We start from the raw sequence: 26,870 nt of genomic DNA, 5'->3' as shown, positions 1-26,870 counted from the left end.
CTGGCTTGACTTGCCCTGCCCCGCGCGTCAAACCGCCTTCACGACATAACCCGCAACCGGGCGTTCCGTGGGCGCCAAACCGACGAGGAGAAAGGCCATGAGCCACATTTCCCTTACATTTCCTGATGGCAATACGCGAGTCTACGACGCGGGGATCACTCCCGCCGCGATTGCCGCCGACATCTCGAACTCGCTGGCGAAAAAAGCGATCTCGGCGACTGTGAACGGCGCGCATTACGACCTTCAGTGGCCGATCATCGAAGACAGCGAAATCGCGATCCACACGATGAAGGACGACGCGCAGGCGCTGGAACTCATCCGTCACGATGCGGCGCATATCATGGCCCGGGCGGTGCAGGCGCTGTGGCCGGACACCAAGGTGACCATCGGCCCGGTGATCGAGCACGGCTGGTATTACGACTTCGACCGCGACGAGCCGTTCACGCCCGAGGATCTGGGCGCGATCGAGGCGAAGATGAAGGAAATCATCAACGCCCGTGACGAGGTGCGCACCGAGGTCTGGTCGCGCGCCGATGCCATCGCGCATTACGAAAAGACCGGCGAGCCCTACAAGGTCGAGCTGGTCAACGCGATCCCGGACGACGGCCAGCCGATCCGCATGTACTGGCACGGCGACTGGCAGGATCTTTGCCGGGGGCCGCACTTGCAGAACACGGGTCAGGTGCCCGCCGATGCCTTCAAACTGATGAAGGTCGCGGGGGCCTATTGGCGCGGCGACTCGACCCGCCCGATGCTCCAGCGCATCTACGGTGTGGCGTTCAAGAACCGCGACGACCTGAAGAAGCACCTCACCTTCCTCGAAGAAGCCGAGAAGCGCGATCACCGCCGCTTGGGGCGCGAGATGGACCTGTTCCACATGCAGGAAGAGGCGCCGGGTCAGGTGTTCTGGCACCCGAACGGCTGGACGATCTACACCGTGCTTCAGGACTACATGCGCCGCCAGCAGCAACGCGGCGGCTATGTCGAGGTGAACACGCCGCAGGTCGTCGACCGCAAGCTGTGGGAAGCCTCGGGCCACTGGGAGAAGTATCAGGAGAACATGTTCATCGTCGAAGTGGACGAAGAACATGCGCGGGAAAAGGCGATCAACGCGCTGAAGCCCATGAACTGCCCCTGCCACGTCCAGATTTTCAACGTGGGTCTGAAATCCTATCGCGATCTGCCGCTGCGTATGGCCGAATTCGGCTCGTGCAACCGCTATGAGCCTTCGGGGGCGCTGCACGGCATCATGCGGGTGCGCGGCTTCACGCAGGACGATGCGCATATCTTCTGCACCGAGGATCAGATCGAAGCGGAAACCGAGCGGTTCATTTCCTTCCTTGCTGGCATCTACAAAGACCTCGGCTTCCCGACCTACAAGATCAAGTTCTCGGACCGCCCCGACACGCGGGCCGGGTCGGACGAGATTTGGGACAAGGCGGAAAAGGCGCTGCTGGACGCCACCCACAAGGTGACGAACGACGTGGAGCTGAACCCCGGCGAAGGGGCGTTCTACGGCCCCAAGCTGGAATTCGTGCTGACCGACGCCATCGGGCGCGACTGGCAATGCGGCACTTTGCAGGTCGATTTCGTCCTGCCGGAGCGGCTCGACGCCAACTACATCGGTGAAGACGGGGCCAAGCATCGGCCGGTTATGCTCCACCGCGCCACTTTGGGTTCGTTCGAGCGGTTCATCGGCATCCTGATCGAAGAACACGCGGGCAAGCTGCCGTTCTGGATCGCGCCGCGTCAGGTGGTCGTCGCCTCGATCGTGTCGGATGCGGACGATTACGTGCGTGAGGTGGTCGACGCGCTGCGCGCCAAGGGCGTGCGCGCCGAGGCCGACACGCGCAACGAAAAGATTAACTACAAGGTCCGCGAGCATTCCGTGGGCAAGGTGCCGGTCATTCTGGCCATCGGGATGAAAGAGGTCGAGGACCGGACTGTTACACTCCGCCGCCTCGGCGAGAAGCAGACGCGGGTCGTGGCACTGGACGAAGTGGTACAAGAACTCTCGGCTGAGGCGACCCCGCCCGATCTGGCCTGACAGTAAGTCATTGATATCTTTGCGAACGGGCGGTCCGTGGGGCCGCCCGTTTCACATCCAACTCACGAAAGCGTTTGTTTCACTCCGTCACAGCGCCGCGCGGCACGGGCCCGTGAATGGTCTGTTACGCGGCTTCAGGGCTAGCAATTGGTCACCGCAAGAACGCGGAACCGAATGCAAACTGGAGGACAGACCCTTGACCATCAAACTTTCCAAAACCGCCGTGGCCGGCGCCGTCGCAACCGCGCTCGCCTCGCTCACCCTGCCTGCCCACGCGCAGGACATGGAGAAATGCTACGGCGTCGCCAAGGCCGGCGAGAACGGCTGCGCGGCCGGCCCCGGCACCACCTGCGCCGGCACGTCCAAGGTCGACTGGCAGGGCAACGCCTGGTCGCTCGTCCCCGCTGGCACCTGCGAAGACATGACCATCGAAGCCTCGATGACCGAGGACATGATGGAGCGCATGGGCTCGCTCGAGCCGCTCGACCGCGACCTGCCGATGGACGGCTGATCGACGACGCGCGGGCGGCACGGCTCTCGCCGCCCGCGTGTTTTCCAACGAACGGTCGGGAGGGGACGATGCTCGACATGACGGGACACAAACTGCCAGCCGGGCCCGGTGTCGGGTTCAAACCGCAGCATTACGCCGAGGTGATCGGTGACAGCGGCGCGGTCAAGTGGCTGGAAATCCATGCGGAAAACTACATGGGCGATGGCGGTCGGCCACTGGCCCAACTGCGCGCACTGGCGGAACGGTTTCCGATTTCGGTGCATGGGGTCGGGCTGTCGATCGGCGGGGAAGACCCGCTCGACCGCGACCATCTTGCACGTCTGAAACACCTGATCGGCTGGCTCGATCCTGCGAGTTTCTCGGAACATCTGGCCTGGTCGTCGCACGGCGGGACGTATTTCAACGATCTTCTCCCGCTGCCCTATACGGCCCGCACACTGGCCCGTGTCGAGCGGCATATTCACGAGGTGCAGGAGGCGCTGGGGCGGCGGATGTTGTTGGAAAACCCCTCGACCTACCTCGCCTTCGACGCCTCCACGATGTCCGAGACGGATTTCCTGTCGGAACTGGTGCGCCGAACCGGGTGCGGCCTGCTGCTCGACATCAACAACGTCTTCGTCGCCTGCACGAACCAGCAGACCGATCCCCGCGCCTACCTTGCCGATTTCCCGCTGCACGCGGTGAGCGAGGTGCATCTGGGCGGCCATGACGCGGACGAGGACACATCCGGCGCGCCGTTGTTGATCGACGCGCATGGCTCGGAAGTGGTCGATCCGGTCTGGGGGCTTTACCGCGAAACGATTGCGCGGATGGGGCCGAAACCGACCCTGATCGAGTGGGACACCGACGTGCCTGAGTGGGAGGTTCTCGAGGCCGAAGCCGCGCGCGCGGCCAACGTCCTTGGGCGCGTCAGACGTTAAGCGTGGCGCGCAAGATACTGACATAATTACGTTGTCCGAAACATTCACGATACTAGTTTTCTAGGATCCTAGTATTCTGATCGCAAAGGCAAGGACCCCGGCATGACACCTTGGCCTACCGCCCTTCTCACCGCGGACGACGTGCCGGACGGCCTGTCCGGCCCGCATCGTTCGCCCGTCGGAAACCGCTTCGATGTCTACCGCAACAACGTGATGTCCTCGCTCGTGCAGGCCATGCGCGACGGGTTCCCGGTGATCCGGCGTCTCGTGGGCGAGGCGTTTTTCGCGCCGCTCGCCGGTGCCTATGTCCGCGCGCATCCCCCGACCTCTCCGGTCCTTTTCACCTATGGCGCTAACTTCCCCGCCTTCCTCGAAACCTTTCCTCCAGCGGCCAGCCTACCTTATCTCGCAGATACCGCGCGGCTGGAACTGGCCCTGCGCCACGCCTATCACGCGGGCGATGCGCGCGCCTTGGATGCGCAGGCGTTAAATCAGCCGGGGATCGAACGCGCCCATATCACGCTTGCCCCCGCCGTCACGGTGCTGTCGTCGCCCTATCCGATCCACGCGATCTGGCGCGCCAACATGGACCCGACCGCGCCCAAGCCGACCTCGGGCGCGCAGTCGGTGCTCGTCACCCGAGCGGACTGGGATCCGCTGCCGGAACCGATCCCCGCGCCCGAGGCCCGGTTCATCGGCGCGCTCGCAACCACATCGCTCGGCGCGGCCGCCGAGGCCGCCCCCGGCCTCGGTCTCGCAAATGCGCTGTCGCGCCTGATCGCGCGCAAAGCCATCGTCAACCTAGAGGTGCCCCAATGATCCAGACCGCAATCCGCAGGCTCGATGCCGCCACAGGCCCGGTGATCGGCACGCTCGCCCGCCTGACCTTCGCCGCCACGCTGGCCGGGTATTACTGGGCCTCGGCTTTGACCAAGATCGACGGCGGCAAGATTTCGATCAATGGCTACGCCCAGATCTTTCCCAGGGCGATGGAGGCGGTGAATTACGACGCCTCGCAGCTTTCGGCCTTCCACACGCTTGTGGTCGCGGCGGGCACAGCGGCGGAGTTCGTTCTGCCCGCGCTCCTGATCGTCGGACTGCTGACGCGCCTCGCGGCCCTCGGCATGATCGGGTTCGTCGCGGTTCAGACGCTGACCGATCTTTTCGGCCACGGCGCGCTTTCACAGCCCGAAACGCTGGGCGCCCTCTTCGACCGGGTGCCAGACAGCCTGATCCTCGACCAGCGGCTCCTTTGGACCACGCTGTTCGCCACCCTGATCTTCACCGGACCCGGCCCCCTGTCGCTCGACCGGCTGCTCTCCCGCTGGCGCGGTCAGAGCCAGACGGCCCTCGCCGCCTGATCCCAGCCAAGGGTGCGTGTCTCGCCATCGACGACGACGGGGCGTTTCATCAGCGCGGGATGGGCGGCGATCAGCTTGGCCGGATCGCCCGCCCGTTCCGCCTCGTCCAGCCCGCGCCATGTGGTCGAGCGTTTGTTGACGAGCGCCTCGCCGAAGGCGTCCAGAAACCCTTTCAGATCAGACGGTTGCAATGGGTCTTCGCGGATGTCCTGCAAGACCGGCTCATGCCCCCCGGCTTCCAGCTCTTTCATCGCCTTGCGCACCGTGTCGCAGCTCTTGATCCCGTAGACGCGCATCCTAGCTCCCTTTACAAAATCTTCTCTTGAGTTTTTTCCGTTTTGTTTCACTCTGACCGCGTGAGACAAGTACTTCCAGAAGATTGCTCCCTCGAAGAGCAGCTGAAGACTATGGCTGCACCACCCCGCCGCAATACCGTGGGCGGATCGATCGAAGGAGAGAACGGATGGCCACCGGCACCGTGAAATGGTTCAACGCGACAAAAGGGTACGGGTTCATCGCGCCCGATGATGGCGGCAAGGATGTGTTCGTGCACATTTCGGCTGTCGAGCGCGCCGGGATGACCGGCCTCGCCGACAATCAGAAAGTGTCCTATGAGATGATCCCGGGCCGTGACGGCCGGGAAAGCGCGGGCGACCTCAAGGCGCTCTGAGCGCCCTCGACCCATTGCAAAACCCCGCGCCGTGGCGCGGGGTTTTTTCGTTCCGCGCAGGCGGTTCAGGTGATCGCGCGCACGATCACGACGCCGATCCAGGCCGAAAAGCCGGTCAGAACCGTGCCCCAAATCACATCCGTCGCCACCATCTGCGGCGCCCAGAGTTTGAGCGTCGCGTAGTTGGTGAATTCATAGGTGCCATAGGCCATCGCGCCGATGATCCCGCCGCTGATGAGGGCGGAGGTGGGCGTGCCGTTCTTCAAGGCGGGCCACGACACCAACCAGACCAGACCGGCCACGTAGAACAGGTAAAAGACCGCGGCGGGCGCGACCCGGATCGGCATTTGCAGCCAGTCGCCGAGGTGGTTTTCGAACAAGGGCTTCATCACCTTGTTCAGCATCACCGCATCGATGCCGAGGAAGATGACGGCGGTGATGACATAGAGAAGGACGGGCTGCATCGGATACCTCAAGTTCGTTGTCTTGAGCGGATACGCGATGCCGGTTCGTCCGGATGAAAAAAAGGTCAGCACTCCGGCTGGTCGAGCCGAACCCGTTTCAGGGGCGACAGCGACCAGTTGTGAAGCTCGGTGTTCAGCTTCGGCCGCGTCGCATCGGTGCGCGCGGCAAGCGCCTTGGCCACCCGTTCGTCCGCGCCGAGTCCCAGCTTGTCCCGGATGCCTTCGACGATGGCGACCCAGAAGGGCGTGTTCCGTTCTTCGACCACGATCTCGACCACTTCGACACGCCCATCATCGGTCACGTAGAACTTCTGCGACAGCGTGGCTTCGCGCACCGCCTCCGCCTGTTCGATCCCGGCGATATCCTCATACCCGCAGGTCCACGACCCCTTGGCCGAGGCCATATGCGGTATCGAGATGCTCATCACGACCGCCATGGCGACCGCGCCCCTAGATATAGTATGTCCCATGGGTCTCATTTAACGGGCTGGACCAGAACAGCGCAACGCCGCAATAGGCAGCATTCTCACCAATCCGATCACAATGGCAGTTGTGCAACGCCCGTCAGCGCCGCCGCACCAGATCGCGCAAAACACAGGCAGGGTCTGCATCGCGCAGCCGCGCCTCGCGCAACGGATACCATTCGGCTTCGTCGAAATCCGGAAAAAAGGCGTCGGCATCCGGCACGTCACGGTCGACTTCGGTGACCATGATCCGGTCGGCCAGCGGCAGAAGCGCCCGATAGATCCCCGCTCCGCCGATCCCGTAGATCCGCGTATAGCCTTCGGAGCGGGCCAGCCCGATCGCCTCCTCGACCGAGCCGACGACGTGATCGGTCAGGGTCGTGTCGCGTGACACCACGATATTCAGGCGGTTTTTCAGGGGCTTGACCGGCAGGCTTTCCCAGGTTCTGCGCCCCATGACCAACGCCCCGCCAAGGGTTTCACGCTGGAACATCTTCAGGTCTTCGGGCGCGTGCCACGGGATATCTCCGTCCTGCCCGATGGCCCCACCCTTCGCGCGCGCAACGACCAGCGTCAGCATCAGACCGCCACCGGCGCCTTGATCGCAGGGGCCGGATCGTATCCCGGAAAGGCGAAATCGTCGTATTTGAAGTCGAAGATCGACCCGACGTGGCGCTTGATCTCGATCTGCGGCAGGGGGCGCGGGGTGCGCGACAATTGCTCGTGCACCTGATCCATGTGGTTGGAATAGATATGCGCGTCGCCGATGGAGTGAACGAAATCGCCCGGCTCGTACCCCGTGACATGGGCCAGCATCACCTGCAAAAGCGCGTAGGAGGCGATGTTGAACGGCACGCCCAGAAACATGTCCGCCGACCGCTGATAGAGTTGCAGATGCAGCTTGCCGCCGATGATCCTGACCTGCCAAAGCGTATGGCACGGCGGCAGCGCCATATCGGGCACGTCACCGGGGTTCCAGGCCGAGACGATCAGGCGGCGGCTGTCTGGCGACCTGCGGATCTGTTCGACGAGATCCGCGATCTGGTCGACCTCGCCGATGACCGGCGCGCCGTCCGCCCCCCTGTCGATCTTCGGGAAGTGGCGCCACTGGTGGCCGTAGACCGGCCCGAGGTCGCCGTTTTCATCCGCCCATTCGTCCCAGATCGAGACACCGTTTTCCTTGAGGTAGCCGATGTTCGTATCGCCCGAGAGGAACCAGAGCAGCTCATGCACGATCGAACGCAGGTGCAGCTTCTTGGTCGTCACCAGCGGGAACCCCTCGGCCAGCGGATAACGGCACTGCATCCCGAAATACGATGTCGTGCCCGTCCCCGTCCGGTCGGTCGAGGGCACGCCCTGATCGAGCACCGTCTTCAACGCATCCAGATACTGCCGCATCGCTGCCTCCGCTTGTCCGGTGCGCCCGGTGGCCCGGGCGCAGGTCCACACCATATGTTGGGCTTGCCGCTCAGGCAACCACTACCAGCCGACAGTCCGTTGACAGCGCGCCCCCCTGCACCCTACCGTTTTGCGCAGGCAGGAATTGCGGGATTGGTTTGGGTCATGCAGGCAGGCAACGGTCGCCGAGGCCCCCGAAAGAGGGGGGTGGCGCGACGACCCACGTTCTTTAGAAACGCTCCCATGTGGGGCAAGAGAATCATGTCGGCGCTGGCGATCTGTCTGGCGCTCGGGGCAACCGCGCAGGCGCAAAGCCGGGACGAGGTGTTGCCCGCCGCCGTCGAGGCGCTCAAATCCGGTGACGGCACGCGCGCGCTGGCCCTGACCGACAGCCTGATCGCCGCCAATCCGCGCGACATCGACGCCCTGCTTCTGAAATCCGAAATCCACTTCGCCATGGGCCAGTCGCGTTCGGCGCGCGAGGCCGCTACGGCCGCCTTCACGGCCTCAGACATCCCGGCGGCACGTTACGCCTCGGGCATGCGGATCGCGGAATTGCACGCGCTCGACGGCAACTATCCCCTGTCGCAGTTCTGGTTGCGTCAGGCGGGCAACTACGCCGCCAATGACGAGCAGTTGCAGCGGGCCGTCGCGGCCTATCGCAACGTGCGCGCACGCAACCCGTGGCGGTTCACCTTTTCCGGCGGGGTCGCACCGAACTCCAACATCAACAACGGCTCGTCCGAGACGACGATGGAGATTTTCGGCCTCCCCTTCGTGCTGTCGCCGACCGCGCGGGCCTTGTCGGGGTATACCGCCGAGGCGCAGGCCAAGCTCGACTACCGGATTTTCCAGACCGAGCGATCCCAGACGACGGTCGGCATCGAAGCCGCCGGGCGGATGAACTGGCTCGACCGCGCCTCGGCCGCCGCGGCCCCGACGGTGAGCGGCCATGACTACGATTTCTACTCGCTCGCGCTGACGGCGACGCATCAGCAGATCGTCGGCAATGGCGTCCGGCTGGAGTTTTCGGGACGCGCGGGACGCAACTGGTACGGCGGCGCGAAACTGTCCGATTTCTTCGGCGCCGGAACCGCCGTGACCTTTCCGCTGTTCGACGGGCGCGATGCCCTGACCTTCTCGGCGCGCGCCGACCGCAGCCTGCTGGTGCAGGGCGGGCTGGTGCCCGAAACGGTCGCAACCATCGGCGCTGCCTATGCCCACAAACTCGCCTGGGGCGACACGGTGATCGGGCGCGTGAACTACACCCGTTCGTGGTCCGCCGGGGCCTCGCAGGTCTACACCCTGCCCAGCGCCGGGATCGACTATCGCTTTTCGCGCCCGATCCTCGGCGCCTATCTGGAGGTGGGCGGCAATTACGGCTACAAGTCGTATAACTTCTCGCCGTTTTCCACGACGGGGCGGCAGGACCGTATTCTGAGCGGCCATGTATCGGCGGAATTCCGGAATTTCTCCTACATGGGCTTTTCGCCTGTCGTGACGATGGAAGCGAAACGGTCCTGGTCGAATGTCCCGCTCTACTCTCAAACATCGTTCACCGGCGGGCTCAGCTTCCAGTCGCGTTTCTAGGGCGCTCGCCCTCGCGCTTGGCCTGAGTGCCCCCGCGCTCGCGCTCGCGCAGGAAGGCGCGTGTCGTCAGGCGCTCGTCCTCGCTCTCGACGTGTCCGGCTCGGTCGACAGTGCGGAATACCGGCTTCAGATGGACGGGCTCGCGCAGGCCCTGCTCGACCCGGTCGTCTCGCGCGCGATCCTCGCCCCCGGCGCGGCGCCCATCGCGCTCCACATCTTCGAATGGAGCGGGCCGCAGTTCCAGAATACCCTCGTCGACTGGACCCTCGTGACCGACGCCCCGACCCTGAACGCCATCGCCGGCACGCTTCGCGGCACCGGGCGCAGCCCCTCACCGCCCTCGACCGCGCTCGGCACCGCGATCGCCGTGGCCGCGACGGCGCTGAAGAACGGCCCTGCGTGCTGGAAAGGCACGATCGACGTGTCGGGCGACGGCAAGTCGAACACAGGCCCGCGCCCTCAGGATCTTGGCGATCTCGCACAACTCGAAGGCGTGACGGTCAACGCGCTCGTCATCAACACCATCGACTCGATGGGCGCCGGGCCGGGGGACGAAGACCTCATGAGCTATTTCGAGAACCTCGTGATCCGGGGGCCCGGCGCCTTCGTCGAACCCGCCGAAGGGTTCGAGGACTACACCCGCGCCATGACCCGCAAACTCCTGCGCGAGATCGACGCGCTGGCGGTGGGCGGGCTTGCCCCCGACCATGCGCCGGACAAGGGCTGACCCATCCCTCTTCACTGTTTCCGGAAACCTCGGGGGTGGGTCTCATTTGCCTGCAAATGAGACCTAGGGGGCTGGCCCCCTGCCCGACAAACACGCTCGCCTCACCCGGACCTTACGCCCGAACCCGCCACCCGCGCCCACCGCGACGACCTGCCGAAGGCGGGTCGGCGCAACCCCTGCGCGCCGCAGGCGCACCTTTTGGCGGCAATCAATAGATATAGCGGATCTGGTCGGTCCAATAGCGTTCGACACGTTTCAGCGAACTGTTGATCTCTTCGATCCCGTCGAGCGACAGGACCGCGCGATCCTCCAGCCCCTTGGCATGGCGTTTGAACAGGTCGGCCACCACGTCGCGGATTTCGCAGCCCTTCCCGGTCAGCTTGACGCGGACGGACCGGCGGTCGATCTCGGACCTCTGGTGGTGCATGTATCCCATATCCACCAGCTTCTTGAGGTTGTAGGACACGTTCGAGCCCTGATAATAGCCGCGCGATTTCAACTCGCCCGCCGTCACCTCGTTGTCGCCGATGTTGAACAGAAGCAGCGCCTGCACCGCGTTGATTTCCAACATGCCCAGCCGCTCGAATTCGTCCTTGATGACGTCGAGCAGCAGACGATGCAGCCGCTCCACCAGTGACAGCACGTCAAGGTACTGCGTCATGAACCCGGTGCCCACCCCGGTCTCGATCTGGCTGTGAATGCTCATGCCCGTCTCCGTCGAATTCCAGTCCGACGGAGTTTTGCGAGAAAGATCAGAATATTCGGTTAAAGATCGGCCGAATTCCGAAAGCGCCTATTTGGCGGCCGCGTGGTCCGCGATCGTCGCGATCAGGCCCGCGAAGCGTTCGGGCGCGGGCACCTGCCCCGACACCCACTGGTAAAGGTCTTGATCGTTCTCGAGCAGAAGCGCGTCGTACAGGTCGAGGTCGGCGGCGTCCATCGTGGCGAGCCGGTCGTCGGAATAGGGGCCGAGGATCATGTCCATCTCCTTGGTCCCGCGCCGCCACGAGCGCATGTTCATCCGCTTCAACCGGTTCTCCGCCGTCTCGTTCACGCGCCCGCATCCTCCATCAGCTTGCGCAGACCTTTTTCCAGGCGCGCCATGCGTTTCGTCGCGTCCGTGATATCCGCCTGAACCTCGCGCAGTTCAAGCAAAAGCGCCCGCGCGTCCCGCGACATTTCGGTCTCCGCGCCCGGCGGGTCGACGCCTTCGCCCTCGCCCGTCAGCAGCCAGCCCAGCGAAACACTGAGCAGCCCGGACACCATCTGAAGCCGGTTCGCCCGCGGTTCCGACACGTCGTTTTCCCATGACGCAAGGGTCTTGGTCTTGATCCCGAGCTTCTTGGCCAGTTCCTTCTGGGTCAGACCCGCCGCCTCGCGGGCCCCCGCCAGCCGGTCACCGAATGTCGCGTTGTCCTCGGAATACCAGTCGTCGTCCATGACGCCTCCCTTCGCGCTTGATCGCATGTCGGGGCGAGCGTAGGACGAACGCAACCCAGTCTCTGACCCGGATGCGACCATGACACTCCTCTCCGCGACGCTTGACCGCGTGAAACCCTCGCCGACCATCGCAGTAACAACTCTGGCGCAGGAATTGAAGGCCGCGGGGCGTGACGTCATCGGTCTGGGCGCGGGCGAGCCGGATTTCGACACGCCGGAGAACATCAAGAACGCGGCCAAGGCGGCGATGGATGCGGGCAAGACGAAATACACAGCCCCCGACGGGATGCCGGAGCTGAAACAGGCAATCTGCGCGAAGTTCGCGCGCGAGAACGGCCTGACCTATCAGCCGAACCAGATCAGCGTGGGCACCGGCGGCAAGCAGATCCTCTACAACGCCCTGATGGCGACGCTGAACCCCGGCGACGAGGTGGTGATCCCGGCCCCCTATTGGGTGAGCTATCCGGACATGGTGCTGCTTGCGGGCGGTGAGCCGGTGACGGTGGAATGCGGGATCGACACGGGCTTCAAGATGACGCCCGCGCAGCTCGACGCCGCGATCACGCCCAAGACCAAATGGCTGATCTTCAACTCGCCGTCCAATCCGACCGGCGCGGGCTATACCCGCGACGAGCTGAAGGCGCTGACCGATGTGCTGATGCGCCATCCCCATGTCTGGGTGATGTCGGACGATATGTACGAACACCTCGTCTTCGACGATTTCGAGTTCTTCTCGCCCGCCCAGATCGAAGCGGGGCTTTACGAGCGCACGCTCACGGTGAACGGGGTATCCAAAGCCTATGCCATGACCGGCTGGCGCATCGGCTACGGCGCGGGGCCCAAGTTCCTGATCGACGCGATGCGCAAGATCCAGTCGCAGTCGACCTCGAACCCCTGCACCGTCAGCCAGTGGGCGGCGGTCGAGGCGCTGAACGGCCCGCAGGGTTTCCTCGCCGAGAACGCCAAGGTCTTTCAGCGCCGTCGCGATCTGGTGGTCAGGATGCTGAACGCCGCGGAGGGGATCGACTGTCCGACACCCGAGGGGGCGTTCTACGTCTATCCGTCCATCGCGGGCTGCATCGGCAAGACCACACCCGGCGGCACGGTGATCGAAGATGACGAAACCTTCTGCAAGGAGCTGCTCGAAGCGACCGGCGTGGCCGTCGTTTTCGGCGCGGCCTTCGGGGTCTCGCCCAACTTCCGGGTGAGCTATGCCACGTCGGACGAACAACTCACCACGGCCTGCGAGCGCATACAGTCGTTCTGCGCCGCGCTGTCCTGAGACATTGACGTTGCGGCAGGGCACCGTTGCGCTGGTCGGTTCTGAACCAACCCGTTACAAATGCCTCGCGCAGGAGTAACAAGTAAAAATGTCGAGCGAACTTCCCGAATACTATTTTCGCGTCCGTGAGAACGGCGCCTTCGTGTTCAAGGTGGACACCCAGAACCGGCATCGCCGGATCGAGATGGACCAGATCGCCGTGGTCAACACCAAGAACGGCGACATCAAGGCCCATGGCGACCGAACCCTGTCCAATCAGGACATGGCCGCGATCTCCGACTGGCTTGCCGAGCGGCAGGAGCTTTTGTCGGCGCGCGAGGTCGACGACATCCTGCGCGCCGTGGACACGCTGAACCACACCGCGCATTGGGTGCAGACGCGGGCCGAGGATCATCACCTTGAGATGGTGACGGATTCGCTTCTCATGGCCATGCACGACCTGCGCACTCTATTGGTGCGCAAGAAGGCCGAGCGGTTGATGCGGGAAGACTGATTTCGCGCCGGGCTGGCGCCCGGCACGACCCGCTGGAGGGGTTCCACCCCTCCAGACCTCCCCGAGGTATTTTCGGACCAGAGAAGTGCAAGACGCTTTAGGAAGAGCATTTAAGTCTATGCTTTTGAAGGGTTTTCGTCCGCTGGAACGTCGCGCGCGAGGGCCCAAAACCGCGCTTGGAGATAGATTGCGGCGCAGGCGAGACCGGTGACGAGGCCGAGCCAGACGCCGACGCCCTCCCACTCCAGAACGATCCCGAAGATATAGGTCGTGGGCGCGCCGATCAGCCAGTAGCTGACGGCGGCGGCCACCATCGGGCGGCGCGTGTCCTGCATCCCGCGCAGGATCGAAATGCCGAGTACCTGTGCGGAATCGACGAACTGGAACAGCGCGGCCATGGCGAGGAGGGTCGAGCCGATGGCGAGGATCTCGCCCCGGAGCGGGTCGTCCGGGTCGACGAATAGGCCCATCAGGGCCTCGGGGATCACAAGAAAGACGACGAGCGCGACGCAGGCGAAGAAGAAGCCCAATAGCCAGACCGCCACCGCCCCGTCGATAAGCGCACGCCCGTCGCGGCGGCCAAAAGCGCGGCCCGCGCGCACGGTGGCGGCGTTGGACAGGCCGAGTTGCACCATGAATGCGATGGTGGCGATCTGGAGCGCGATCCCGTGGGCGGCGAGTTGGATCGTCCCGATCCAGCCCATGACGTAGGATGAGAAGTTGAACAGCCCGACTTCGGCCACGGTCGTCAGGCCGATCTGCCAGCCCATCGCGAAAACCTCGCGCAAGGCCTCGACATCCGGGCGCCAGAGACGCTGGAACAGGTTGTGATCGGGAAAGACCCGGATGGCATACAGCGCGAGCCAGATCGCCGAGACGAGGTTCACGACGAGCGAGGCGATGGCGGCGCCCTGAATGCCCAATTCCGGGGATCCGAAGCGACCGAAGATCAGCAGGTAGTTCACCAACACGTTGGCCAGCGCCGCGCCGACCGTGACCCAGAACTGCACGCGGGTTTTTTCGAGCGCCGAAAGGTAGCCCTTGAGCACCATGACCATGAGGCCGGGCAGGATGCCGAAGCCCGCGATGCGCAGATAGGTCTGGGCCATCTGGCTGATCTCGGGGTCTTGGCCCAGTGCGATCAGGATCGGTTTGGACCAGATGAACACCGGCAGGCAGAGCGCGCCGATGCCGAGCGAAATCCACAGCCCCATGCGGGTCACGCGGCGGATGCGTACCTCGTCGTCATGTTCGGAGGCGGCGGCGACCAGCGGGGTCACGGCCCAGGCGAAGCCCGAGATGAAGATGAACAGGATCAGGTAGGTCGAGGTGCCGAGCACGAGCGCCGCCAGCGCACGCACATCGTACCAGCCGATCATCAGCGTGTCGGTGGTCTGCACCGCCACCTGCGCCAGTTGGCTGCCGATGAGCGGCAGGCCGAGCGTCAGGTGCGCCTTGGCATGGGTCCGGTATGTGGCAAGGGGTTGCATCGGCCCCGCTTTGCCATGAAGGCGGCGCGGGGGGAAGAGATTTGATCGGATGGTCGAAAAATGGTGCAGTCGCGTGGGTTTCACGGGACGGCTCCGGGCTGGATCGAGCCGGGAGTCAGCAGGCGTGCAAGTACCAGAATACTAGGATTCTAGTATCCTGGTTCTGACTTTGTTTATGTAGATCAGGGTGTTACGCGCCGCCCCTCTAGTGAATTCGTTAACAACGCCCCGTCAGCCCGGCTTGCGCGCGATCAGGTCGATGAGGGCCGACATCCCCGCATGCCCGGCCCCTTCGTCAAGCTCCATGTCGTAGGATGCGAGCCGCAGCACCTCCCACCCGTCGAAAGCCTCGGCCAGCAGGGCTTCGGTATAGAGGTTCTCCACCTGCTTCGGCCCGCCTGTCGCATAATCGAGCTGTTTCGGGGTGTAGCCGTGGATCATGATGATGCCGCCGGGCTTCACGGCCCGCTTCATCCCGTCGAACACCCCGGCGCGGGCTTCGGCCCCCATGAACTGAATGAAGATGCCGGCCACGAGGTCGAACGCCGTCGCGCCCCAATCCCAGTCGAAGATATCCGCTTCGACGAAATCGACCGTCACGCCACGGTCCGCTGCGAGGGCGCGGGCCTTGGCGCTGGCGTTGGGCGCGGCCTCCATCGCCGTGACGCTCAGGCCGCCTTGCGCCATGTAAACCGAATTACGTCCCTCTCCGTCCGCTACGGCCAGCGCGGTCATGCCGGGTTCCAGAAACGCCCGCTGCGCCACCAGGAATTGCGAGGGCTCGGTGCCGAACACGAAGGCCTCGGTCGCGAACCGATCGTTCCACATATCTGACACCTCCTGTCAGCAGTCACTCACCAAACGCTTGGCGGATCGCCCGCGTCGCGCCAGACTGGCAGGAAACGGGAGGTTTGGCGATGGATGGGTTTCACGATCTGGTCTCTGGATCACGCCGCTTTTTCGCGCAGTTGGCCGCGAACAACGATCGTGCGTGGTTCGCGGACCACAAGGCGGATTACGAGGCCCGGGTGAAGCGCCCCGCAGCGCTTCTGCTGGACGACATCGCGGCGACCCTGTCGCGTGATCTGAACGTGGCGACCAAGCCCAAGCTCTACCGGGTCCATCGCGACGTTCGGTTTTCCAAGGACAAGACGCCTTACAACACCCATCTGCACATGCAGTGGTCGATGCAGGACGCGCCGGTCTGCTACCTGTTCGGCGCGTCGGCGGAGTATTGCAAGCTGGGCGTCGGCGCGATGGTGTTTCCCAAGGATGCGATCACGATGTGGCGCGCACGGGTCGATGAAGGCGCCGACGTGGTGGAGGCGGCGGCGGCGTTGCAGGCGGCCGGGTGGGAGATGTCGGAGCCGGAGCTGAAGCGCGTCCCGGCCCCCTACGCCCCCGACCATCCGCAGGCCGAGCATCTGAAACGGAAAGGCCTGATCCTGTGGCACGACCTGTCGGAGGCCGAGGCACAATCGCTCACCACCGTCTTGCCGGCCCGGTTCACCGAGGCGGACGGGTTTCGCCGCGTTCTGGTGTCGGCGCTGGCCTGAGGGATCGAATGGCGCGGGGCACGCCATTCGATCCGGGCGGGGGCCAGCCCCCGCACCCCCGAAGTATTTTTGAAACGAAGAAGAGGCGGGCGTCAGGCGCGCGGGCGCCCGCCGAGTTTGACGAGAAGCGCCTTGGTCGCCTGCCCCGTCGAAGGCATGCCGTTCGCGGCCTCGAAGGCGCGGATCGCCGCTTCGGATTTCGCGCCGATCACGCCGTCGGTGCCGTCCGTGTCGAACCCCTTGGCCGTGAGGCGGCGCTGAATGTCCTTGCGGTCGTCGAGCGTCAGGCCTTGGGGATCGGGGCCGAAGCTGCCCCGGATCGGGCCGCCGCCCGCGATCCGGTCGCCCAGATGGCCGACCCCGATCGCATAGGAGGTCGCATTGTTGTAGCGCTTGATGACGTCGAAGTTCTTGAAGACCATGAAGGCCGGACCGCCGCCGCCCGCAGGTTCGATCACCCGCGCCGCGCCGTAATTTCCGACCGCGTTCCCGTTCATGTCGCGCACGCCCATGGCGTTCCAGGAATCGACGTTGCGGCTGTTGGAAAAGCCCGCCTGCGCGCGGTCGAAGCCTTGCGGCAGGCGCACCTCGACGCCCCAGGGCTGGCCCTTTTGCCAGCCGTGACGTTTGAGGTAGTTGGCCGCCGAGGCCAATGCGTCGGTCGGATCATCGGACCAGATGTCGCGCCGCCCGTCCCCGGTGTGGTCGACCGCGTAGCTGAGATACGAGGTCGGCATGAACTGCGTATGTCCCATCGCGCCCGCCCACGAGCCGACCATACGGTCCGGGGTCGTGTCGCCGTTCGCGAGGATCTTGAGGACGGCGTAAAGCTGCTGGGTGAAGAACTCCTGCCGCCGCCCGGCGTAGGACAGGGTCGCCATGGCGCTCACGATAGGTGTGTCGCCCCGGCGGGTGCCGTAGCTCGATTCCATCCCCCAGACCGCCGCGACGACCTTGCCTTCGACCCCGTAGGTGCTTTCGACGGAATTCAGCGTCGAGGCGAAGCTGCGGTAATTCGCGCGCCCGTTCGACACGCGTTCGTCGCTCGCCGCGATGGCGAGGTAATCTTCGAGCGTTCGGGTGAATTCGGTCTGGTTCCGGTCGCGTTCGATCACGCCGGGGATGTAGCCCGCGCCCCGGAACGCGGTGTCGAGCACCGAGCGCGAGATGCCGCGCCCTTCGGCCTGGTTCTTGAAGCTCACCACCCAGTCGTCGAAGCCTGCGTTCTGCTGGATCGGCATCGCGCTTGCGCTGCTGCTGGACGCGCTGGCGACCGAGCGGCCGCGCGGCGCCGCGCCGCAAGCAGTCAGCGCGCCCATCGCTGTCAGGCCTAGGAGCGCCGTGCGCCGGGTCATATGGAAATCGGTCATGCCTGCCCCCGTCATTTTTCGGGTTTCGTTTTGCGAAACCATAGCCCGAACGCGCCTTTCGGCCAAGGAGAGGCTGAGGCCACGCGAAACCGCTCGGCGGGCCTTCGCCGGGGTCAGCCGCGCATCGCCCCCGCGACGAGTTTCGGATAGTGCGCCGGGATCGCGCGCACCAGCAGGTCGAGCCAGTAGGCCTTGGGCGTCACGGTGATCCGCCGCCGCCCCCGCGCGAGTTTCTTCAGGATGTCCCGCGCCGCGACCTCCGGCGGCATCTTGAGGTATTTGCGGTAATTCTCGTCGATCTGCGCTTTGATCTGCGCCTGTCGTTCCGGCGTCAGGTCGTCCCAGTCCGGCGGAAGTCTGCGGGCGATGTCGGTGGCGATGCCGCCCGGCAGGACGAGCGCCACCGAAACCGGCGCGCGCGCCTGCAACATCTCGATCCGTACGGATTCGGTCAGGCCGATGACCGCGGATTTGGACGCGCAATAGGGCGCGGCGCCGCCAAGGGCGAGCATCCCGTTCAGGCTTGCGATATTGCACAGAAGACCATCGCCGCTGTCTTTCAGAAGCGGCAGGAAGGCGCGGGTGCCGTTGAAGGCCCCCCAGACGTTCACGCGCAGGACCTTTTCGATCTCGTCATCCGCAAGCCGGGTGATCGGTTTGCCTTCGATCGCGATGCCCGCGTTGTTGTAAAGCTGGTGGACCGCGCCGAAATGCCCGGCGACCCGCCCGGCGAAGGCACCCATCGCCGCACTGTCGCCCACGTCGACGGCTTCGGACAGGGCATCACCCCCGGACGCGCGCACCATCCCGGCGGTCTCGTCGGCCCAGTCGCCGTTCAGGTCGCAGACCGCGACGCGTGCGCCCCGCGCGGCGAGGCCCAGCGCAAGCTCACGCCCCAGCCCCGCGCCACCGCCGGTCACGACCGCCACCTTGCTGGAATACATGCTCACGCCCCCTGCCGCCTTGTCCGGGCGAGGTTAGCGGGACGGTCCCACCGGGTCCATGCCGGACGGCCTATTGCTCGGCAGGCTTGGCCACGCGGCGATGGTCGGGATGCAGGCTCGCCCCCAGAATGTGATCGGCGCCGTGGATCACCTGACTTGCGTGGCCGACGATCAGGGGGTCGGGCGGCACGGCGATGTGGCGGTTCTTGTCGGGGTAGTCGAGCGTCGACAGGAAATGGCGCATCGCCTCAAGCCGCGCACGTTTCTTGTCGTTCGATTTCACGATGGTCCACGGCGCATCCGCCGTATCGGTGTAGAAGAACATCGCCTCTTTCGCCTCGGTATAGTCGTCCCACTTGGAGAGCGACGCCTTGTCGACCGGCGACAGCTTCCAGCGTTTCAGAGGATCGGTCTCGCGCGCCTTGAAGCGGCGGGCCTGTTCTTCCTGCGTGACGGAATACCAGTATTTATAAAGCCGGATGCCGGAGCGTACGAGCATTCGTTCCAGCTCCGGCACCTGCCGCATGAATTCGAGGTATTCGTTGGGCGTGCAGAACCCCATCACGCGCTCGACGCCCGCGCGGTTGTACCAAGAGCGGTCGTAGAACACCATTTCGCCCGCCGTCGGCAGATGTTCGACATAGCGTTGAAAGAACCACTGGCCGCGTTCCCGGTCGGAGGGTTTGTTCAGCGCGACCACCCGCGCCTCGCGGGGATTGAGATGCTCCATGAACCGCTTGATCGTGCCGCCCTTGCCCGCCGCATCGCGCCCTTCGAACAGGAGCACGAATTTCTGCCCCGTCTCGCCCGCCCATTTCTGGACCTTGAGAAGCTCGGCCTGAAGCTGCGCCTTCTGCGCCTCGTAGTCCTTGCGGTCCAGCTTGCCCTCGTAAGGGTATTCCCCGTTCTCGAAGGTCTGACGGATGAGGTCGGCGGTCACCGTGGGGAAATGGGCGATCTCGCCCGTCTCGGGGGTCGCGGCGCCATTGGCGGCGGTCGTCTCGCGCGTCATAAGTCTCTCCTGTCCAATATGTGCCGATTGTAACCGGAGAAAGGTCTTTGCGCCTTGATCGGGGTCAAGAAAACGCCCCGGCGAGAGGCCGGGGCGCGAAGACGTGCGAAACGTGCGATCTTAAAGCGGTTTATCGACCCGGATCGTGGTGTGGACGGTGCCCCGACAGGCCTGCGGCCAGACAAGCTGGACGTACTTGTTCTGCGACCCCGCGTTCACGTTGACGTAGGGCATTGAGTCTACCCGCGCGTTGGAGGAATTCTTGATCTCGCCCTCGGTCACCACCGCGCTCACCGTGCGGGCATTACCCCCGAACGGCAGGTAGTCGGAAGGGTCCAGCGTCCATGTCGTCGCGTTCGACGTCTGGTTGAACTCCAGACAGACCGGGCTGATCGTGCGCTGGGTGATGCCGTTGAAGTTGTTACGCTCGAAGGTGATGTTGCGGAACCGCCAGTAGTCGGGGCCGGCATGAGTGGTGTCCCATTCTTCGACCCGTTCGATGGTGCCGGTCGCGCAGTAGAAGGTGTTCTCGTTCACCTGAAGGCCGGACAGGAAGTGGTCGATGCCATAGGGCTTCACGCGCAGGAAGCGGAAGCTGGAAATGGCGTTGGAGCAGTAGAAGATATTGCCGGTGATCGTCAGCCCGCCGAACCCGTATTCGTTCGAGAAGTCGGGCTTGGAGTCGTGCTCGTTCGTCCATTCGATCGAACAGTTGTCGATGTAGTTGCCCGTGACCGTGGCCACGCAGGCCTCGCGCGTGAAGATCAGCCCCGCCACCCGTGGCGCGTTCGAGAAATCGTCGCCCTGGAAGAAGTGGTTGCCGGTGACCATATGGCCGGTGCCGTTGATGATGGCGGACAAGCCCATGCGCTGGAACCGGCAATCGCGGATCTTCGTGTCGTTGGCGTTCACGTTGAAGCCGACGCTCACGCGCTGGTCGGCCTCGAGGCTCTGCTCGTTCGAAATCCACTGGCACTGTTCGAGGTGAAGGTCTTGACAGGCGCGGCCCGCCGAGGTGATCCCCTTGTGCTCGGGCTTGATGAAGAAGCAGTCCTTGAACTGGATGTTCTCGCCTTCCTTCGACAGCATGACCCCGTTGCAGTAGCCGTTCATCTGGAACTCGACCTCGGAAAAGGTCAGGCGGCGCAGGTTCTCGAACCCCATGAAGTCGAGGATGTATTTGTAGCGGGTGAAGGTGTAGGTCTGGGTCGAGTTGGGGCCGTAGAGGGGTTGGCTGATCTCGCAGCTCGCCGCCCCCACGTTCACCGATTTCACATAGACCTCGCGCCCCACCCCGTTGCCGGTGATCTGGCTGCCCGGCTGGATCTGGCTGGCGTTCGTCAGCCCGGTGAGCATGAGAGGGTTGTTCGGGTTGTAACTGCCCTGCGAGGTCGTCACGTCCGGGTCCCACGCCGGATCGTCCTGCGCGTAGAACTGGCCGTTGCGGATGACGCGGCGGATCAGGAAGGTGTCGGACGTGTTCAGCGCGTCCTGCATGTCGATCGGGCCCCAGACGTTGATGGTGCGGCCCGCAAGGTCGAACCCGTCGTGGTCGGAGTAGTTCATGAGCGCCTGAAAGCCCTTCTTGAACCCCGTCACCTCGTCCCCGAAAGCGTCGATGTAGGTTTCCAGATCGAAATTCCGCAGGAGCGCCAGATGCGCGCTTGCGGGCATGTTCACCGTGCCGTCGAAGCGCACCTTGTTCTGGATCGTGAGGGACGATCCGATGTGATAATTCCCATCCGGGACCACGACGGTGCGCCCGTCCGCGTCCGCATCGGCAGCAGCGAAGGCCGCACGGTCGTCGGTCGAGCCGTTGCCCACCGCGCCGTAGTCGCGCACGTCCACCACGTCGAGGATGTCGCGCAGGAACGTGCCGGTCACATCCTCGATCTCAATGTCGTCCACCCGCACGATGCCGCCCGAGGGCCCGATGAGGTCGATCCCGAAATGTCCGTATTCGGGGGCCGCGCCCCATATCATGTCGACCCCGTCGCGGTTGCCGGCGGCGACGATGCCGGTAACCGTCACCACCTCGCCATAGGTGTCGAGCGCGACCGAGGGCGCGGTTTCGTCCAGCCCGGCGACGTGGGTGTCGGACCCGTCCATCGCGTAGCCCGCGACGCGCACCGAGGGGAACGTCCCGCTCATCGCCTTCACCTTGGCTGTGACGCGCAGATAGGTGCCCGGCAGGATCGGCGTTTGCCCGGTCCAGCGCAGTTTCTGCGTGCTCTCGGTCTTGAGCAGTTCGAGACAGCCCCCGAAATCCTGATCCGACGGCACGAAGGCTGCGTTCGCCGCCCCGTTGTATGTCGCGGAGCCCGAGGTTCCGTTTTCGCTGGACCATTGGTCCAGCCCGTCGACGAAGGGCGACGGCATCAGGTCGAAGGTGGTGCTCATGGATATCCCTTTCCGCGTGGCGCAGCAGTTGGCCAAGGGGTATCGGTCAGGCGTTAAATGCCGCTGAGGGCACCGTGCGCTGCCCCGGCCCGGAGGGTGCCCAGCGGCGCGTGGGGCAAGCCCCACGCACAGGTCTTGCACCGCCCTGCCGCTGGCAGGTCGGCGCGGCGGGGGGACCAGTCCCCCCCGAGAGGGCGCCTTTGCAGGCAAAGACGCCCTCCCCCCTGAGGTTTTCTGAAACAGAGAAGCGGCCGTGTCAGGGCAGGACGAACCGGAAGGCGCGTTTCAGTTCCGAGGTGCCGTCGCGGTCATACCATCGACCGTGGGCCAAGATGACCCGTTCGGGGCCCCAGCCGATCATGGTTTCCACGTCCGTGCGAAGCTGGTCGTGGTGGCCCCGGAAGGTCGCGCGCATGTCGCGGGGCATCTTGCCGTCCGGGTCGGCCACGCCCGCGAGCGGGACGATCAGGCGGAACCACCACGGGAGTTTCGCAGGCTCGAAGTTTTCGATCAGGTCGGTAAGGATCAGCGTGCGGGAGGCGCGGTGGAAAAAGACCGCTTCACGGTGCACGCTGCTGCCGCGCACGATCATCTGGTCGATCTCGCCGGCCCAGTCCGGGGGCGGCGTCCGGGTCAGGAGGTGATCGTAATCGGCGTAGGCGCCATGCTTGCGCGCGCGGTCCGCGACGCCTGGTGCCGCCCATGTTCGGGCCTTGGGGAACCGGGCCTTCCAGTCGCCGACATAGGCATAGTGAATCCAGTTCGGCGCGACGAGGTGCCGGACCGGCCCCAACGCCACGACCTGCGCGGCGAGATCCTCGGAGAGGCGGGTCGGGGAATGCACCCACAGATCGCCATTGGCCAGCCGCAGGATGGTCGCGCGGGTTGAGAACGGCATGCCGTAGAAGCGGATCGCGGGGCCGTCGACGATCCAAGCCCCATCCGCGACGGGTTTGGGGGTGTCGAGCGGTTCGTAGCCGGTGTCAGTCAAGGAGCATCAGGCTCACATCTTCCCCGCTCGCCCGCGGGTCCGGGTAGTTTCTGAGGTAGTCGGTCATCTGCCAGCGCAGGAGGAAATCCTTGTTGTAGACGAGATACGCGACCCCGGCCGCTTCGGCCACCATGCGGACCTGATATTCGTACTGGTCTTCGCGCCCGTTGGTGTCGATCATTACGACGCCGGGCGCCTTTCCGGTCAGGTGCGCCGCGAACAAGGCCTGATGCAGGCTGTCGGTGGAGGATCGTTTGTCCAGTCCGACCTCGTAGACTGTCGTGTCGGTTTCGCAGTCCACCACGACATAGTGCAGGTCGTAGGCCGCACTGTAAGGATGACGGACCTCGGCTTCGCCGCCAAGGATCAGGCTACATAGAATTGCGGCCAGTTCCAGTTCACCCATAATCGCCTCCTCAGGCGAAAATGGGGGTTCGGCGGTCTCGTGTTAACCTTTTGTTAACACTTTTTTTTGACCTTTCAGACGCCGACGCCCGCTTCGCGGATGAGCTGCACGCCGTCGATCAGCCAGCCCTTGTCGGTTGCGAACATCTTGTAGTCGAGCACGTGATAGGTGCCGGAACCGTCGCGTACGAGCACCTTCTGCCACATCGACCCGTTGATATCGCGCAGTTCCAGAAATTCGGTCGAGGTCTGCTTCCAGACCATCGGGTAGCCGGTTTCGACCATATGTCCGAACAGTTTGGGGGTGCGGAACATCCGCTGGATCATGGGCGAGGCATAGGACCACGCGGTATCGACATCCTCGGCGCGAAAGGCATCGAGTTGACTCGCGATCACACCCTGAATGGCGCCTTCATCCGTCTCCTCGGCCGTCGTGGCGTGGGGAAGGATCGTGGCCAGAGTCATCGCGAGGACGAGTAGAATCTGTTTCATCTGATGTACTCCCTGATACCCAACATACGTTGACGGCGCGTCAATGGTTTCATCGCCGACCGCCTTTTCTGCAAGCATACAAGGGGTCCGGGAACCGAAGCCGCCGGTTTCCGTTGTGATTACAAGGACGTGATGGGTGGCGACGAATTGTCCAGTCGAAGATTTTTTGTGCCGCACTAACTTTTGCAGCAGATAAAGGTTTACAGGCGCCCATCCGCGTGCGCCGCGATCAGGGGAGCATCTCATGCTTGGTTCATTCGACGCCGTCCTGCTGGCCCGTATCCAGTTCGCCTTCACGGTGTCGTTCCACTTCCTGTTTCCGGCCTTCACCATCGGTCTTGCCTCGTTCCTCGCGGTTCTGAACGCGGCGTGGCTTTGGACGAAGAACCGGAAATACCTCGACCTGTTTCGCTACTGGGTGAAAATCTTCGCGCTGGCCTTTGCCATGGGCGTCGTCTCCGGCATCGTCATGTCCTACCAGTTCGGAACCAACTGGAGCGTGTTTTCCGACAAGGCCGGCCCCGTCATTGGCGCGCCGATGGCCTATGAGGTGCTGTCGGCCTTTTTCCTCGAGGCGGGTTTCCTCGGCATCATGCTGTTCGGGCGCGATCGCGTGGGACCGGGGCTGCACATGGCCGCGACCGCCATGGTCGCGTTCGGCACGTTCCTGTCGGCGTTCTGGATTCTGTCGGTGAACTCGTGGATGCACACGCCCGCGGGCTTCTCCATCGACCCCGAGACGCAGCAATTCGTGCCTGAGGATTTCTGGCAGATCATCTTCAACCCGTCCTTCCCCTATCGCCTCGCCCATACGGTGACGGCGGCCTATCTGACCACCGCGTTCATCGTCGGCGGGGTCGGCGCGTGGCACCTTCTGCGCCGCCGCCGCAGGGGCGAGAAGACGAGCGCGGCGACCAAGCAGATGTTTTCCATGGCGATGTGGATGGCGGCCATCGTCGCGCCGATCCAGATCTTCCTCGGCGACATGCACGGGTTGAACACGTTGGAGCATCAGCCCGCCAAGGTCATGGCGATGGAGGGGCACTATGAAAGCCATCCCGAGGGCGCACCGCTCTACCTTTTCGGCATCCCGAACGACGAAGAACAGCGGCTGGATTATGCCATCGGCATTCCCAAACTGTCGTCGCTGATCCTCAAGCACGACCTGAACGCGCCGCTCGACGGGCTGGACACCATTCCCGACGACGAACAACCCCCGGTGGGGATCGTTTTCTGGTCGTTCCGCATCATGGTGGCGCTCGGCTTCGCGATGCTGGGGATCGGGCTGTGGTCGCTCTGGGCGCGTTGGCGTGGCGGGCTGTTCACGATGCCATGGCTGCATCGGGCCGCCGTGCTCATGGCCCCGTCCGGGCTGATCGCCGTGCTGGCGGGTTGGATCACGACCGAAGTCGGGCGCCAACCCTATACCGTCTACGGTCTCTTGCGCACGGTCGACAGCGCCGCGCCGCTTGATGCGCCCGCCGTCGGTGCCTCGCTCGTCGCCTTCATCGTGATCTATTTCACCGTTTTCGGCGCCGGCACCTTTTATATCCTGCGGCTGATGTCGCGCCCGCCCGCCGATCACGAGCCGTCTTACAAGACCACCGTGGACGGCCCCACCCGCGCGGCGGGCATCACCCCCGCGCCCGAAGACCCGAAGGCAGGAGAGTGACATGCCCATCGTATCCGACATTTCCTTCGACCTGACGACGATCTGGGCCTTCATTATCGCCTTCGCCGTGCTGGTCTACGTGGTGCTCGACGGGTTCGATCTGGGCATCGGCATCCTGTTCGCAGCGGAGCGGGAACGCGACGACCGGGACGTGATGATGAATTCGGTCGCGCCGGTGTGGGATGGCAACGAAACCTGGCTGGTGCTGGGCGGCGGCGGGCTGTTCGCGGCCTTTCCGCTGGCCTATTCCATCGCCCTGCCCGCGCTTTACGCGCCGCTCATCGCCATGCTTCTGGCCCTCGTGTTCCGGGGCGTCGCGTTCGAGTTTCGTTGGAAGGCCAAGACCGGCCGATGGCTGTGGGATTACGCCTTCATCGCCGGATCGACCCTCGCCGCGTTCGCGCAGGGGGTCGCGCTCGGCGCGCTCCTGCAAGGCGTCGAGGTGAACGAGGCGCAGCGCGCCTATGCGGGCGGCTGGTGGGACTGGCTCTCGCCCTTCTCGATCTTCGTCGGCATCGCCGTGGTCGTCGGTTACATGCTGCTGGGGGCCACGTGGCTGGTGATGAAGACCTCCGGCCCGTTGCAGGAGCGGATGCGGACACGCGCATGGCACCTCGGCATCGCGACGGTGATCTTCATCGGCTCGGTGTCGATCTGGTCGCCGATGTTGCAGGACGGCTATTTCGCCCGCTGGTTCGAAGGCTGGCATGTGCTCTGGGCCGTCGCGGTCGCCGCCGTGGTGCTAGCGCTGGCGTGGTTCCTGTTCCGCGCGCTGCATGTACACCGCCACGACCACTGGCCGTTCCTGTCGGCGCTCGGTCTGTTTGTGGTCAGTTTCATCGGCCTTGGCCTGACGATGTATCCCTACATCATCCCGACCGAGATCACGATTTACGAGGCCGCGGCCCCACGCGCGAGCCAGATCTTCATGCTGGTCGGCGCGGGTGTGCTGATCCCGGTCATTCTGGGCTACACGGCCTATGCCTATTACGTGTTCCGGGGGAAAATCGACGTGGACACCGGGTATCATTGATGCGGGACGCGCCTGACACCAAACACCGGAAAGGCAAACAGCTTCTGTGGTTCGTCGCGATCTACGGAATGAGCGTGGCGGCCATCGGCGCGGTCGCGTGGGTCATCCGGTTGTGGATCGTGTGACCGCCCGAACGCC

At 64.3% G+C, this 26,870-nt stretch carries 31 protein-coding genes; 14 read left to right on the top strand and 17 right to left on the bottom strand.

Translation table 11 applies throughout. The features are described from left to right. Positions 1-97 precede the first annotated feature (97 nt). The 5 genes from thrS to HOY44_RS17080 all read left to right on the top strand — a co-directional run bounded on the left by thrS (position 98) and on the right by HOY44_RS17080 (position 4,839). Positions 98-2,047, top strand: coding sequence for a threonine--tRNA ligase (thrS, locus tag HOY44_RS17100; protein WP_287436368.1), 1,950 nt, complete (start codon positions 98-100; stop codon positions 2,045-2,047). A gap of 196 nt (positions 2,048-2,243) precedes the next feature. Continuing rightward, a complete protein-coding gene (locus HOY44_RS17095; RefSeq protein WP_008329643.1) occupies positions 2,244-2,558 on the top strand; it encodes a BufA1 family periplasmic bufferin-type metallophore in 315 nt (104 codons plus the stop codon). 68 nt (positions 2,559-2,626) lie between these two features. Further along, a complete protein-coding gene (gene bufB, locus HOY44_RS17090) occupies positions 2,627-3,478 on the top strand; it encodes an MNIO family bufferin maturase (protein WP_287436365.1) in 852 nt (283 codons plus the stop codon). Positions 3,479-3,580: 102 nt separating this feature from the next. Further along, positions 3,581-4,297, top strand: coding sequence for an HvfC/BufC family peptide modification chaperone (locus HOY44_RS17085; RefSeq protein WP_287436363.1), 717 nt, complete (start codon positions 3,581-3,583; stop codon positions 4,295-4,297). After that, complete coding sequence (locus tag HOY44_RS17080) at positions 4,294-4,839, top strand: DoxX family protein (protein ID WP_287436362.1); 546 nt, start codon at positions 4,294-4,296, stop codon at positions 4,837-4,839. The genes HOY44_RS17085 and HOY44_RS17080 overlap by 4 nt, the downstream gene beginning before the upstream one ends. Here the strand turns inward: HOY44_RS17080 and HOY44_RS17075 are convergent. Continuing rightward, positions 4,812-5,135, bottom strand: coding sequence for an arsenate reductase family protein (locus tag HOY44_RS17075; RefSeq protein ID WP_287436360.1), 324 nt, complete (start codon positions 5,133-5,135; stop codon positions 4,812-4,814). The two genes, HOY44_RS17080 and HOY44_RS17075, sit on opposite strands and share 28 nt — an antisense overlap. A 167-nt stretch (positions 5,136-5,302) precedes the next feature. Between HOY44_RS17075 and HOY44_RS17070 the strand changes: the two genes are divergently transcribed. Beyond that, the gene (locus HOY44_RS17070) at positions 5,303-5,509 is read left to right on the top strand and encodes a cold-shock protein (protein WP_008329657.1); all 207 of its coding nucleotides are present in this window, start codon (positions 5,303-5,305) and stop codon (positions 5,507-5,509) included. Between the two features lie 65 nt (positions 5,510-5,574). On the opposite strand, the gene HOY44_RS17065 is transcribed toward HOY44_RS17070, so the two are convergent. The 4 genes from HOY44_RS17065 to HOY44_RS17050 all read right to left on the bottom strand — a co-directional run bounded on the left by HOY44_RS17065 (position 5,575) and on the right by HOY44_RS17050 (position 7,835). Next, on the bottom strand, positions 5,575-5,973 hold the full coding sequence (locus HOY44_RS17065) for a DUF2177 family protein (protein WP_040884479.1): 399 nt from the start codon (positions 5,971-5,973) through the stop codon (positions 5,575-5,577). A 65-nt stretch (positions 5,974-6,038) separates the two neighbouring features. After that, positions 6,039-6,398, bottom strand: a complete 360-nt coding sequence (locus HOY44_RS17060) for a hypothetical protein (protein WP_148912596.1) — start codon at positions 6,396-6,398, stop codon at positions 6,039-6,041. A gap of 139 nt (positions 6,399-6,537) precedes the next feature. Continuing rightward, positions 6,538-7,017 (bottom strand): dihydrofolate reductase, encoded by a 480-nt coding sequence (locus tag HOY44_RS17055; RefSeq protein WP_287436354.1) that lies wholly within the window; start codon positions 7,015-7,017, stop codon positions 6,538-6,540. Beyond that, the gene (locus HOY44_RS17050) at positions 7,017-7,835 is read right to left on the bottom strand and encodes a thymidylate synthase (protein ID WP_008329663.1); all 819 of its coding nucleotides are present in this window, start codon (positions 7,833-7,835) and stop codon (positions 7,017-7,019) included. The genes HOY44_RS17055 and HOY44_RS17050 overlap by 1 nt, the downstream gene beginning before the upstream one ends. 243 nt (positions 7,836-8,078) lie before the next feature. On the opposite strand from HOY44_RS17050, the gene HOY44_RS17045 reads away from it, so the two are divergent. Together HOY44_RS17045 and HOY44_RS17040 are read left to right on the top strand one after the other, a co-directional pair. Continuing rightward, positions 8,079-9,425, top strand: a complete 1,347-nt coding sequence (locus HOY44_RS17045; RefSeq protein ID WP_287436351.1) for a tetratricopeptide repeat protein — start codon at positions 8,079-8,081, stop codon at positions 9,423-9,425. Beyond that, on the top strand, positions 9,364-10,152 hold the full coding sequence (locus HOY44_RS17040; RefSeq protein ID WP_287436349.1) for a DUF1194 domain-containing protein: 789 nt from the start codon (positions 9,364-9,366) through the stop codon (positions 10,150-10,152). Before HOY44_RS17045 ends, HOY44_RS17040 begins: the two co-directional genes overlap by 62 nt. A gap of 208 nt (positions 10,153-10,360) precedes the next feature. Here the strand turns inward: HOY44_RS17040 and HOY44_RS17035 are convergent, their stop codons facing one another. The 3 genes from HOY44_RS17035 to HOY44_RS17025 form a co-directional block, all read right to left on the bottom strand. Beyond that, complete coding sequence (locus tag HOY44_RS17035) at positions 10,361-10,858, bottom strand: MarR family winged helix-turn-helix transcriptional regulator (RefSeq protein WP_138424135.1); 498 nt, start codon at positions 10,856-10,858, stop codon at positions 10,361-10,363. Between the two features lie 87 nt (positions 10,859-10,945). Beyond that, positions 10,946-11,206: an FAD assembly factor SdhE gene (locus HOY44_RS17030; protein ID WP_008329670.1), complete on the bottom strand. Its 261-nt coding sequence runs from the start codon at positions 11,204-11,206 to the stop codon at positions 10,946-10,948. Further along, complete coding sequence (locus HOY44_RS17025; protein WP_138424136.1) at positions 11,203-11,592, bottom strand: helix-turn-helix domain-containing protein; 390 nt, start codon at positions 11,590-11,592, stop codon at positions 11,203-11,205. The genes HOY44_RS17030 and HOY44_RS17025 overlap by 4 nt, the downstream gene beginning before the upstream one ends. A gap of 79 nt (positions 11,593-11,671) precedes the next feature. Between HOY44_RS17025 and HOY44_RS17020 the strand changes: the two genes are divergently transcribed. Both HOY44_RS17020 and HOY44_RS17015 read left to right on the top strand, forming a co-directional pair. Beyond that, entirely contained in the window at positions 11,672-12,874 is a 1,203-nt protein-coding gene (locus HOY44_RS17020) for a pyridoxal phosphate-dependent aminotransferase (protein ID WP_287436344.1), read from the top strand. Between the two features lie 88 nt (positions 12,875-12,962). Further along, on the top strand, positions 12,963-13,367 hold the full coding sequence (locus tag HOY44_RS17015; RefSeq protein WP_008329676.1) for a hypothetical protein: 405 nt from the start codon (positions 12,963-12,965) through the stop codon (positions 13,365-13,367). A gap of 116 nt (positions 13,368-13,483) precedes the next feature. Here HOY44_RS17015 and HOY44_RS17010 read toward each other — a convergent pair whose 3' ends face one another. Together HOY44_RS17010 and HOY44_RS17005 are read right to left on the bottom strand one after the other, a co-directional pair. After that, positions 13,484-14,857, bottom strand: coding sequence for an MATE family efflux transporter (locus HOY44_RS17010; RefSeq protein WP_287436341.1), 1,374 nt, complete (start codon positions 14,855-14,857; stop codon positions 13,484-13,486). Between the two features lie 231 nt (positions 14,858-15,088). Continuing rightward, entirely contained in the window at positions 15,089-15,685 is a 597-nt protein-coding gene (locus HOY44_RS17005; RefSeq protein ID WP_287436339.1) for an SAM-dependent methyltransferase, read from the bottom strand. Between the two features lie 89 nt (positions 15,686-15,774). Here HOY44_RS17005 and HOY44_RS17000 point away from each other — a divergent pair, with 89 nt between their 5' ends. Beyond that, entirely contained in the window at positions 15,775-16,413 is a 639-nt protein-coding gene (locus tag HOY44_RS17000) for a TIGR02453 family protein (RefSeq protein WP_287436337.1), read from the top strand. Positions 16,414-16,505: 92 nt separating this feature from the next. On the opposite strand, the gene HOY44_RS16995 is transcribed toward HOY44_RS17000, so the two are convergent. From HOY44_RS16995 to HOY44_RS16965, 7 genes are all read right to left on the bottom strand, one after another. Next, the gene (locus HOY44_RS16995; protein WP_287436335.1) at positions 16,506-17,783 is read right to left on the bottom strand and encodes a lytic murein transglycosylase; all 1,278 of its coding nucleotides are present in this window, start codon (positions 17,781-17,783) and stop codon (positions 16,506-16,508) included. Between the two features lie 113 nt (positions 17,784-17,896). After that, a complete protein-coding gene (locus HOY44_RS16990) occupies positions 17,897-18,727 on the bottom strand; it encodes an SDR family NAD(P)-dependent oxidoreductase (protein WP_287436333.1) in 831 nt (276 codons plus the stop codon). Between the two features lie 70 nt (positions 18,728-18,797). Then, on the bottom strand, positions 18,798-19,739 hold the full coding sequence (gene ppk2 / locus HOY44_RS16985) for a polyphosphate kinase 2 (RefSeq protein ID WP_287436331.1): 942 nt from the start codon (positions 19,737-19,739) through the stop codon (positions 18,798-18,800). Positions 19,740-19,859: 120 nt separating this feature from the next. Continuing rightward, the gene (locus tag HOY44_RS16980; protein ID WP_287436329.1) at positions 19,860-22,139 is read right to left on the bottom strand and encodes a glycosyl hydrolase family 28-related protein; all 2,280 of its coding nucleotides are present in this window, start codon (positions 22,137-22,139) and stop codon (positions 19,860-19,862) included. Positions 22,140-22,395: 256 nt separating this feature from the next. Next, positions 22,396-23,130: a DUF4336 domain-containing protein gene (locus HOY44_RS16975; protein ID WP_287436327.1), complete on the bottom strand. Its 735-nt coding sequence runs from the start codon at positions 23,128-23,130 to the stop codon at positions 22,396-22,398. After that, positions 23,123-23,536, bottom strand: a complete 414-nt coding sequence (locus HOY44_RS16970; protein WP_287436325.1) for a hypothetical protein — start codon at positions 23,534-23,536, stop codon at positions 23,123-23,125. The genes HOY44_RS16975 and HOY44_RS16970 overlap by 8 nt, the downstream gene beginning before the upstream one ends. 74 nt (positions 23,537-23,610) lie before the next feature. Continuing rightward, positions 23,611-24,027: a DUF4864 domain-containing protein gene (locus tag HOY44_RS16965; RefSeq protein WP_008329702.1), complete on the bottom strand. Its 417-nt coding sequence runs from the start codon at positions 24,025-24,027 to the stop codon at positions 23,611-23,613. A gap of 244 nt (positions 24,028-24,271) precedes the next feature. Between HOY44_RS16965 and HOY44_RS16960 the strand changes: the two genes are divergently transcribed. The 3 genes from HOY44_RS16960 to HOY44_RS16950 are packed head-to-tail and all read left to right on the top strand — an operon-like array spanning position 24,272 to position 26,857. Beyond that, the gene (locus HOY44_RS16960; RefSeq protein ID WP_008329700.1) at positions 24,272-25,699 is read left to right on the top strand and encodes a cytochrome ubiquinol oxidase subunit I; all 1,428 of its coding nucleotides are present in this window, start codon (positions 24,272-24,274) and stop codon (positions 25,697-25,699) included. 1 nt (position 25,700) lies between these two features. Further along, positions 25,701-26,732, top strand: a complete 1,032-nt coding sequence (gene cydB, locus HOY44_RS16955) for a cytochrome d ubiquinol oxidase subunit II (protein WP_008329698.1) — start codon at positions 25,701-25,703, stop codon at positions 26,730-26,732. Further along, positions 26,732-26,857 (top strand): DUF2474 family protein, encoded by a 126-nt coding sequence (locus tag HOY44_RS16950; RefSeq protein ID WP_138424147.1) that lies wholly within the window; start codon positions 26,732-26,734, stop codon positions 26,855-26,857. The genes cydB and HOY44_RS16950 overlap by 1 nt, the downstream gene beginning before the upstream one ends. Positions 26,858-26,870 lie beyond the last annotated feature (13 nt).

The organism is Maritimibacter sp. (assembly GCF_016774595.1).
Taxonomy (GTDB): Bacteria; Pseudomonadota; Alphaproteobacteria; order Rhodobacterales; family Rhodobacteraceae; genus Maritimibacter; species Maritimibacter alkaliphilus.
Note: the sequence above shows the minus strand (reverse complement) of the source record. Positions and strands in the feature narration are given on the sequence as shown.

Coding starts and splice junctions, on each gene's coding strand:
- HOY44_RS17085 (WP_287436363.1), top strand. CDS start 3,581: ATGACACCTTGGCCTACCGCCCTTCTCACCGCGGACGACGTGCCGGAC.
- ppk2 (WP_287436331.1), bottom strand. CDS start 19,739: ATGACGCGCGAGACGACCGCCGCCAATGGCGCCGCGACCCCCGAGACG.
- HOY44_RS17010 (WP_287436341.1), bottom strand. CDS start 14,857: ATGCAACCCCTTGCCACATACCGGACCCATGCCAAGGCGCACCTGACG.
- HOY44_RS16990 (WP_287436333.1), bottom strand. CDS start 18,727: ATGTATTCCAGCAAGGTGGCGGTCGTGACCGGCGGTGGCGCGGGGCTG.
- HOY44_RS17035 (WP_138424135.1), bottom strand. CDS start 10,858: ATGAGCATTCACAGCCAGATCGAGACCGGGGTGGGCACCGGGTTCATG.
- HOY44_RS16965 (WP_008329702.1), bottom strand. CDS start 24,027: ATGAAACAGATTCTACTCGTCCTCGCGATGACTCTGGCCACGATCCTT.
- HOY44_RS16995 (WP_287436335.1), bottom strand. CDS start 17,783: ATGACCGATTTCCATATGACCCGGCGCACGGCGCTCCTAGGCCTGACA.
- HOY44_RS17040 (WP_287436349.1), top strand. CDS start 9,364: ATGTCCCGCTCTACTCTCAAACATCGTTCACCGGCGGGCTCAGCTTCC.
- HOY44_RS17045 (WP_287436351.1), top strand. CDS start 8,079: ATGTGGGGCAAGAGAATCATGTCGGCGCTGGCGATCTGTCTGGCGCTC.
- HOY44_RS16980 (WP_287436329.1), bottom strand. CDS start 22,139: ATGAGCACCACCTTCGACCTGATGCCGTCGCCCTTCGTCGACGGGCTG.
- HOY44_RS16950 (WP_138424147.1), top strand. CDS start 26,732: ATGCGGGACGCGCCTGACACCAAACACCGGAAAGGCAAACAGCTTCTG.
- HOY44_RS17015 (WP_008329676.1), top strand. CDS start 12,963: ATGTCGAGCGAACTTCCCGAATACTATTTTCGCGTCCGTGAGAACGGC.
- thrS (WP_287436368.1), top strand. CDS start 98: ATGAGCCACATTTCCCTTACATTTCCTGATGGCAATACGCGAGTCTAC.
- HOY44_RS17025 (WP_138424136.1), bottom strand. CDS start 11,592: ATGGACGACGACTGGTATTCCGAGGACAACGCGACATTCGGTGACCGG.
- HOY44_RS16970 (WP_287436325.1), bottom strand. CDS start 23,536: ATGGGTGAACTGGAACTGGCCGCAATTCTATGTAGCCTGATCCTTGGC.
- HOY44_RS17050 (WP_008329663.1), bottom strand. CDS start 7,835: ATGCGGCAGTATCTGGATGCGTTGAAGACGGTGCTCGATCAGGGCGTG.
- HOY44_RS17080 (WP_287436362.1), top strand. CDS start 4,294: ATGATCCAGACCGCAATCCGCAGGCTCGATGCCGCCACAGGCCCGGTG.
- cydB (WP_008329698.1), top strand. CDS start 25,701: ATGCCCATCGTATCCGACATTTCCTTCGACCTGACGACGATCTGGGCC.
- HOY44_RS17070 (WP_008329657.1), top strand. CDS start 5,303: ATGGCCACCGGCACCGTGAAATGGTTCAACGCGACAAAAGGGTACGGG.
- HOY44_RS16960 (WP_008329700.1), top strand. CDS start 24,272: ATGCTTGGTTCATTCGACGCCGTCCTGCTGGCCCGTATCCAGTTCGCC.
- HOY44_RS17065 (WP_040884479.1), bottom strand. CDS start 5,973: ATGCAGCCCGTCCTTCTCTATGTCATCACCGCCGTCATCTTCCTCGGC.
- HOY44_RS17075 (WP_287436360.1), bottom strand. CDS start 5,135: ATGCGCGTCTACGGGATCAAGAGCTGCGACACGGTGCGCAAGGCGATG.
- HOY44_RS17005 (WP_287436339.1), bottom strand. CDS start 15,685: ATGTGGAACGATCGGTTCGCGACCGAGGCCTTCGTGTTCGGCACCGAG.
- HOY44_RS17020 (WP_287436344.1), top strand. CDS start 11,672: ATGACACTCCTCTCCGCGACGCTTGACCGCGTGAAACCCTCGCCGACC.
- HOY44_RS17000 (WP_287436337.1), top strand. CDS start 15,775: ATGGATGGGTTTCACGATCTGGTCTCTGGATCACGCCGCTTTTTCGCG.
- HOY44_RS17060 (WP_148912596.1), bottom strand. CDS start 6,398: ATGAGCATCTCGATACCGCATATGGCCTCGGCCAAGGGGTCGTGGACC.
- bufB (WP_287436365.1), top strand. CDS start 2,627: ATGCTCGACATGACGGGACACAAACTGCCAGCCGGGCCCGGTGTCGGG.
- HOY44_RS17055 (WP_287436354.1), bottom strand. CDS start 7,017: ATGCTGACGCTGGTCGTTGCGCGCGCGAAGGGTGGGGCCATCGGGCAG.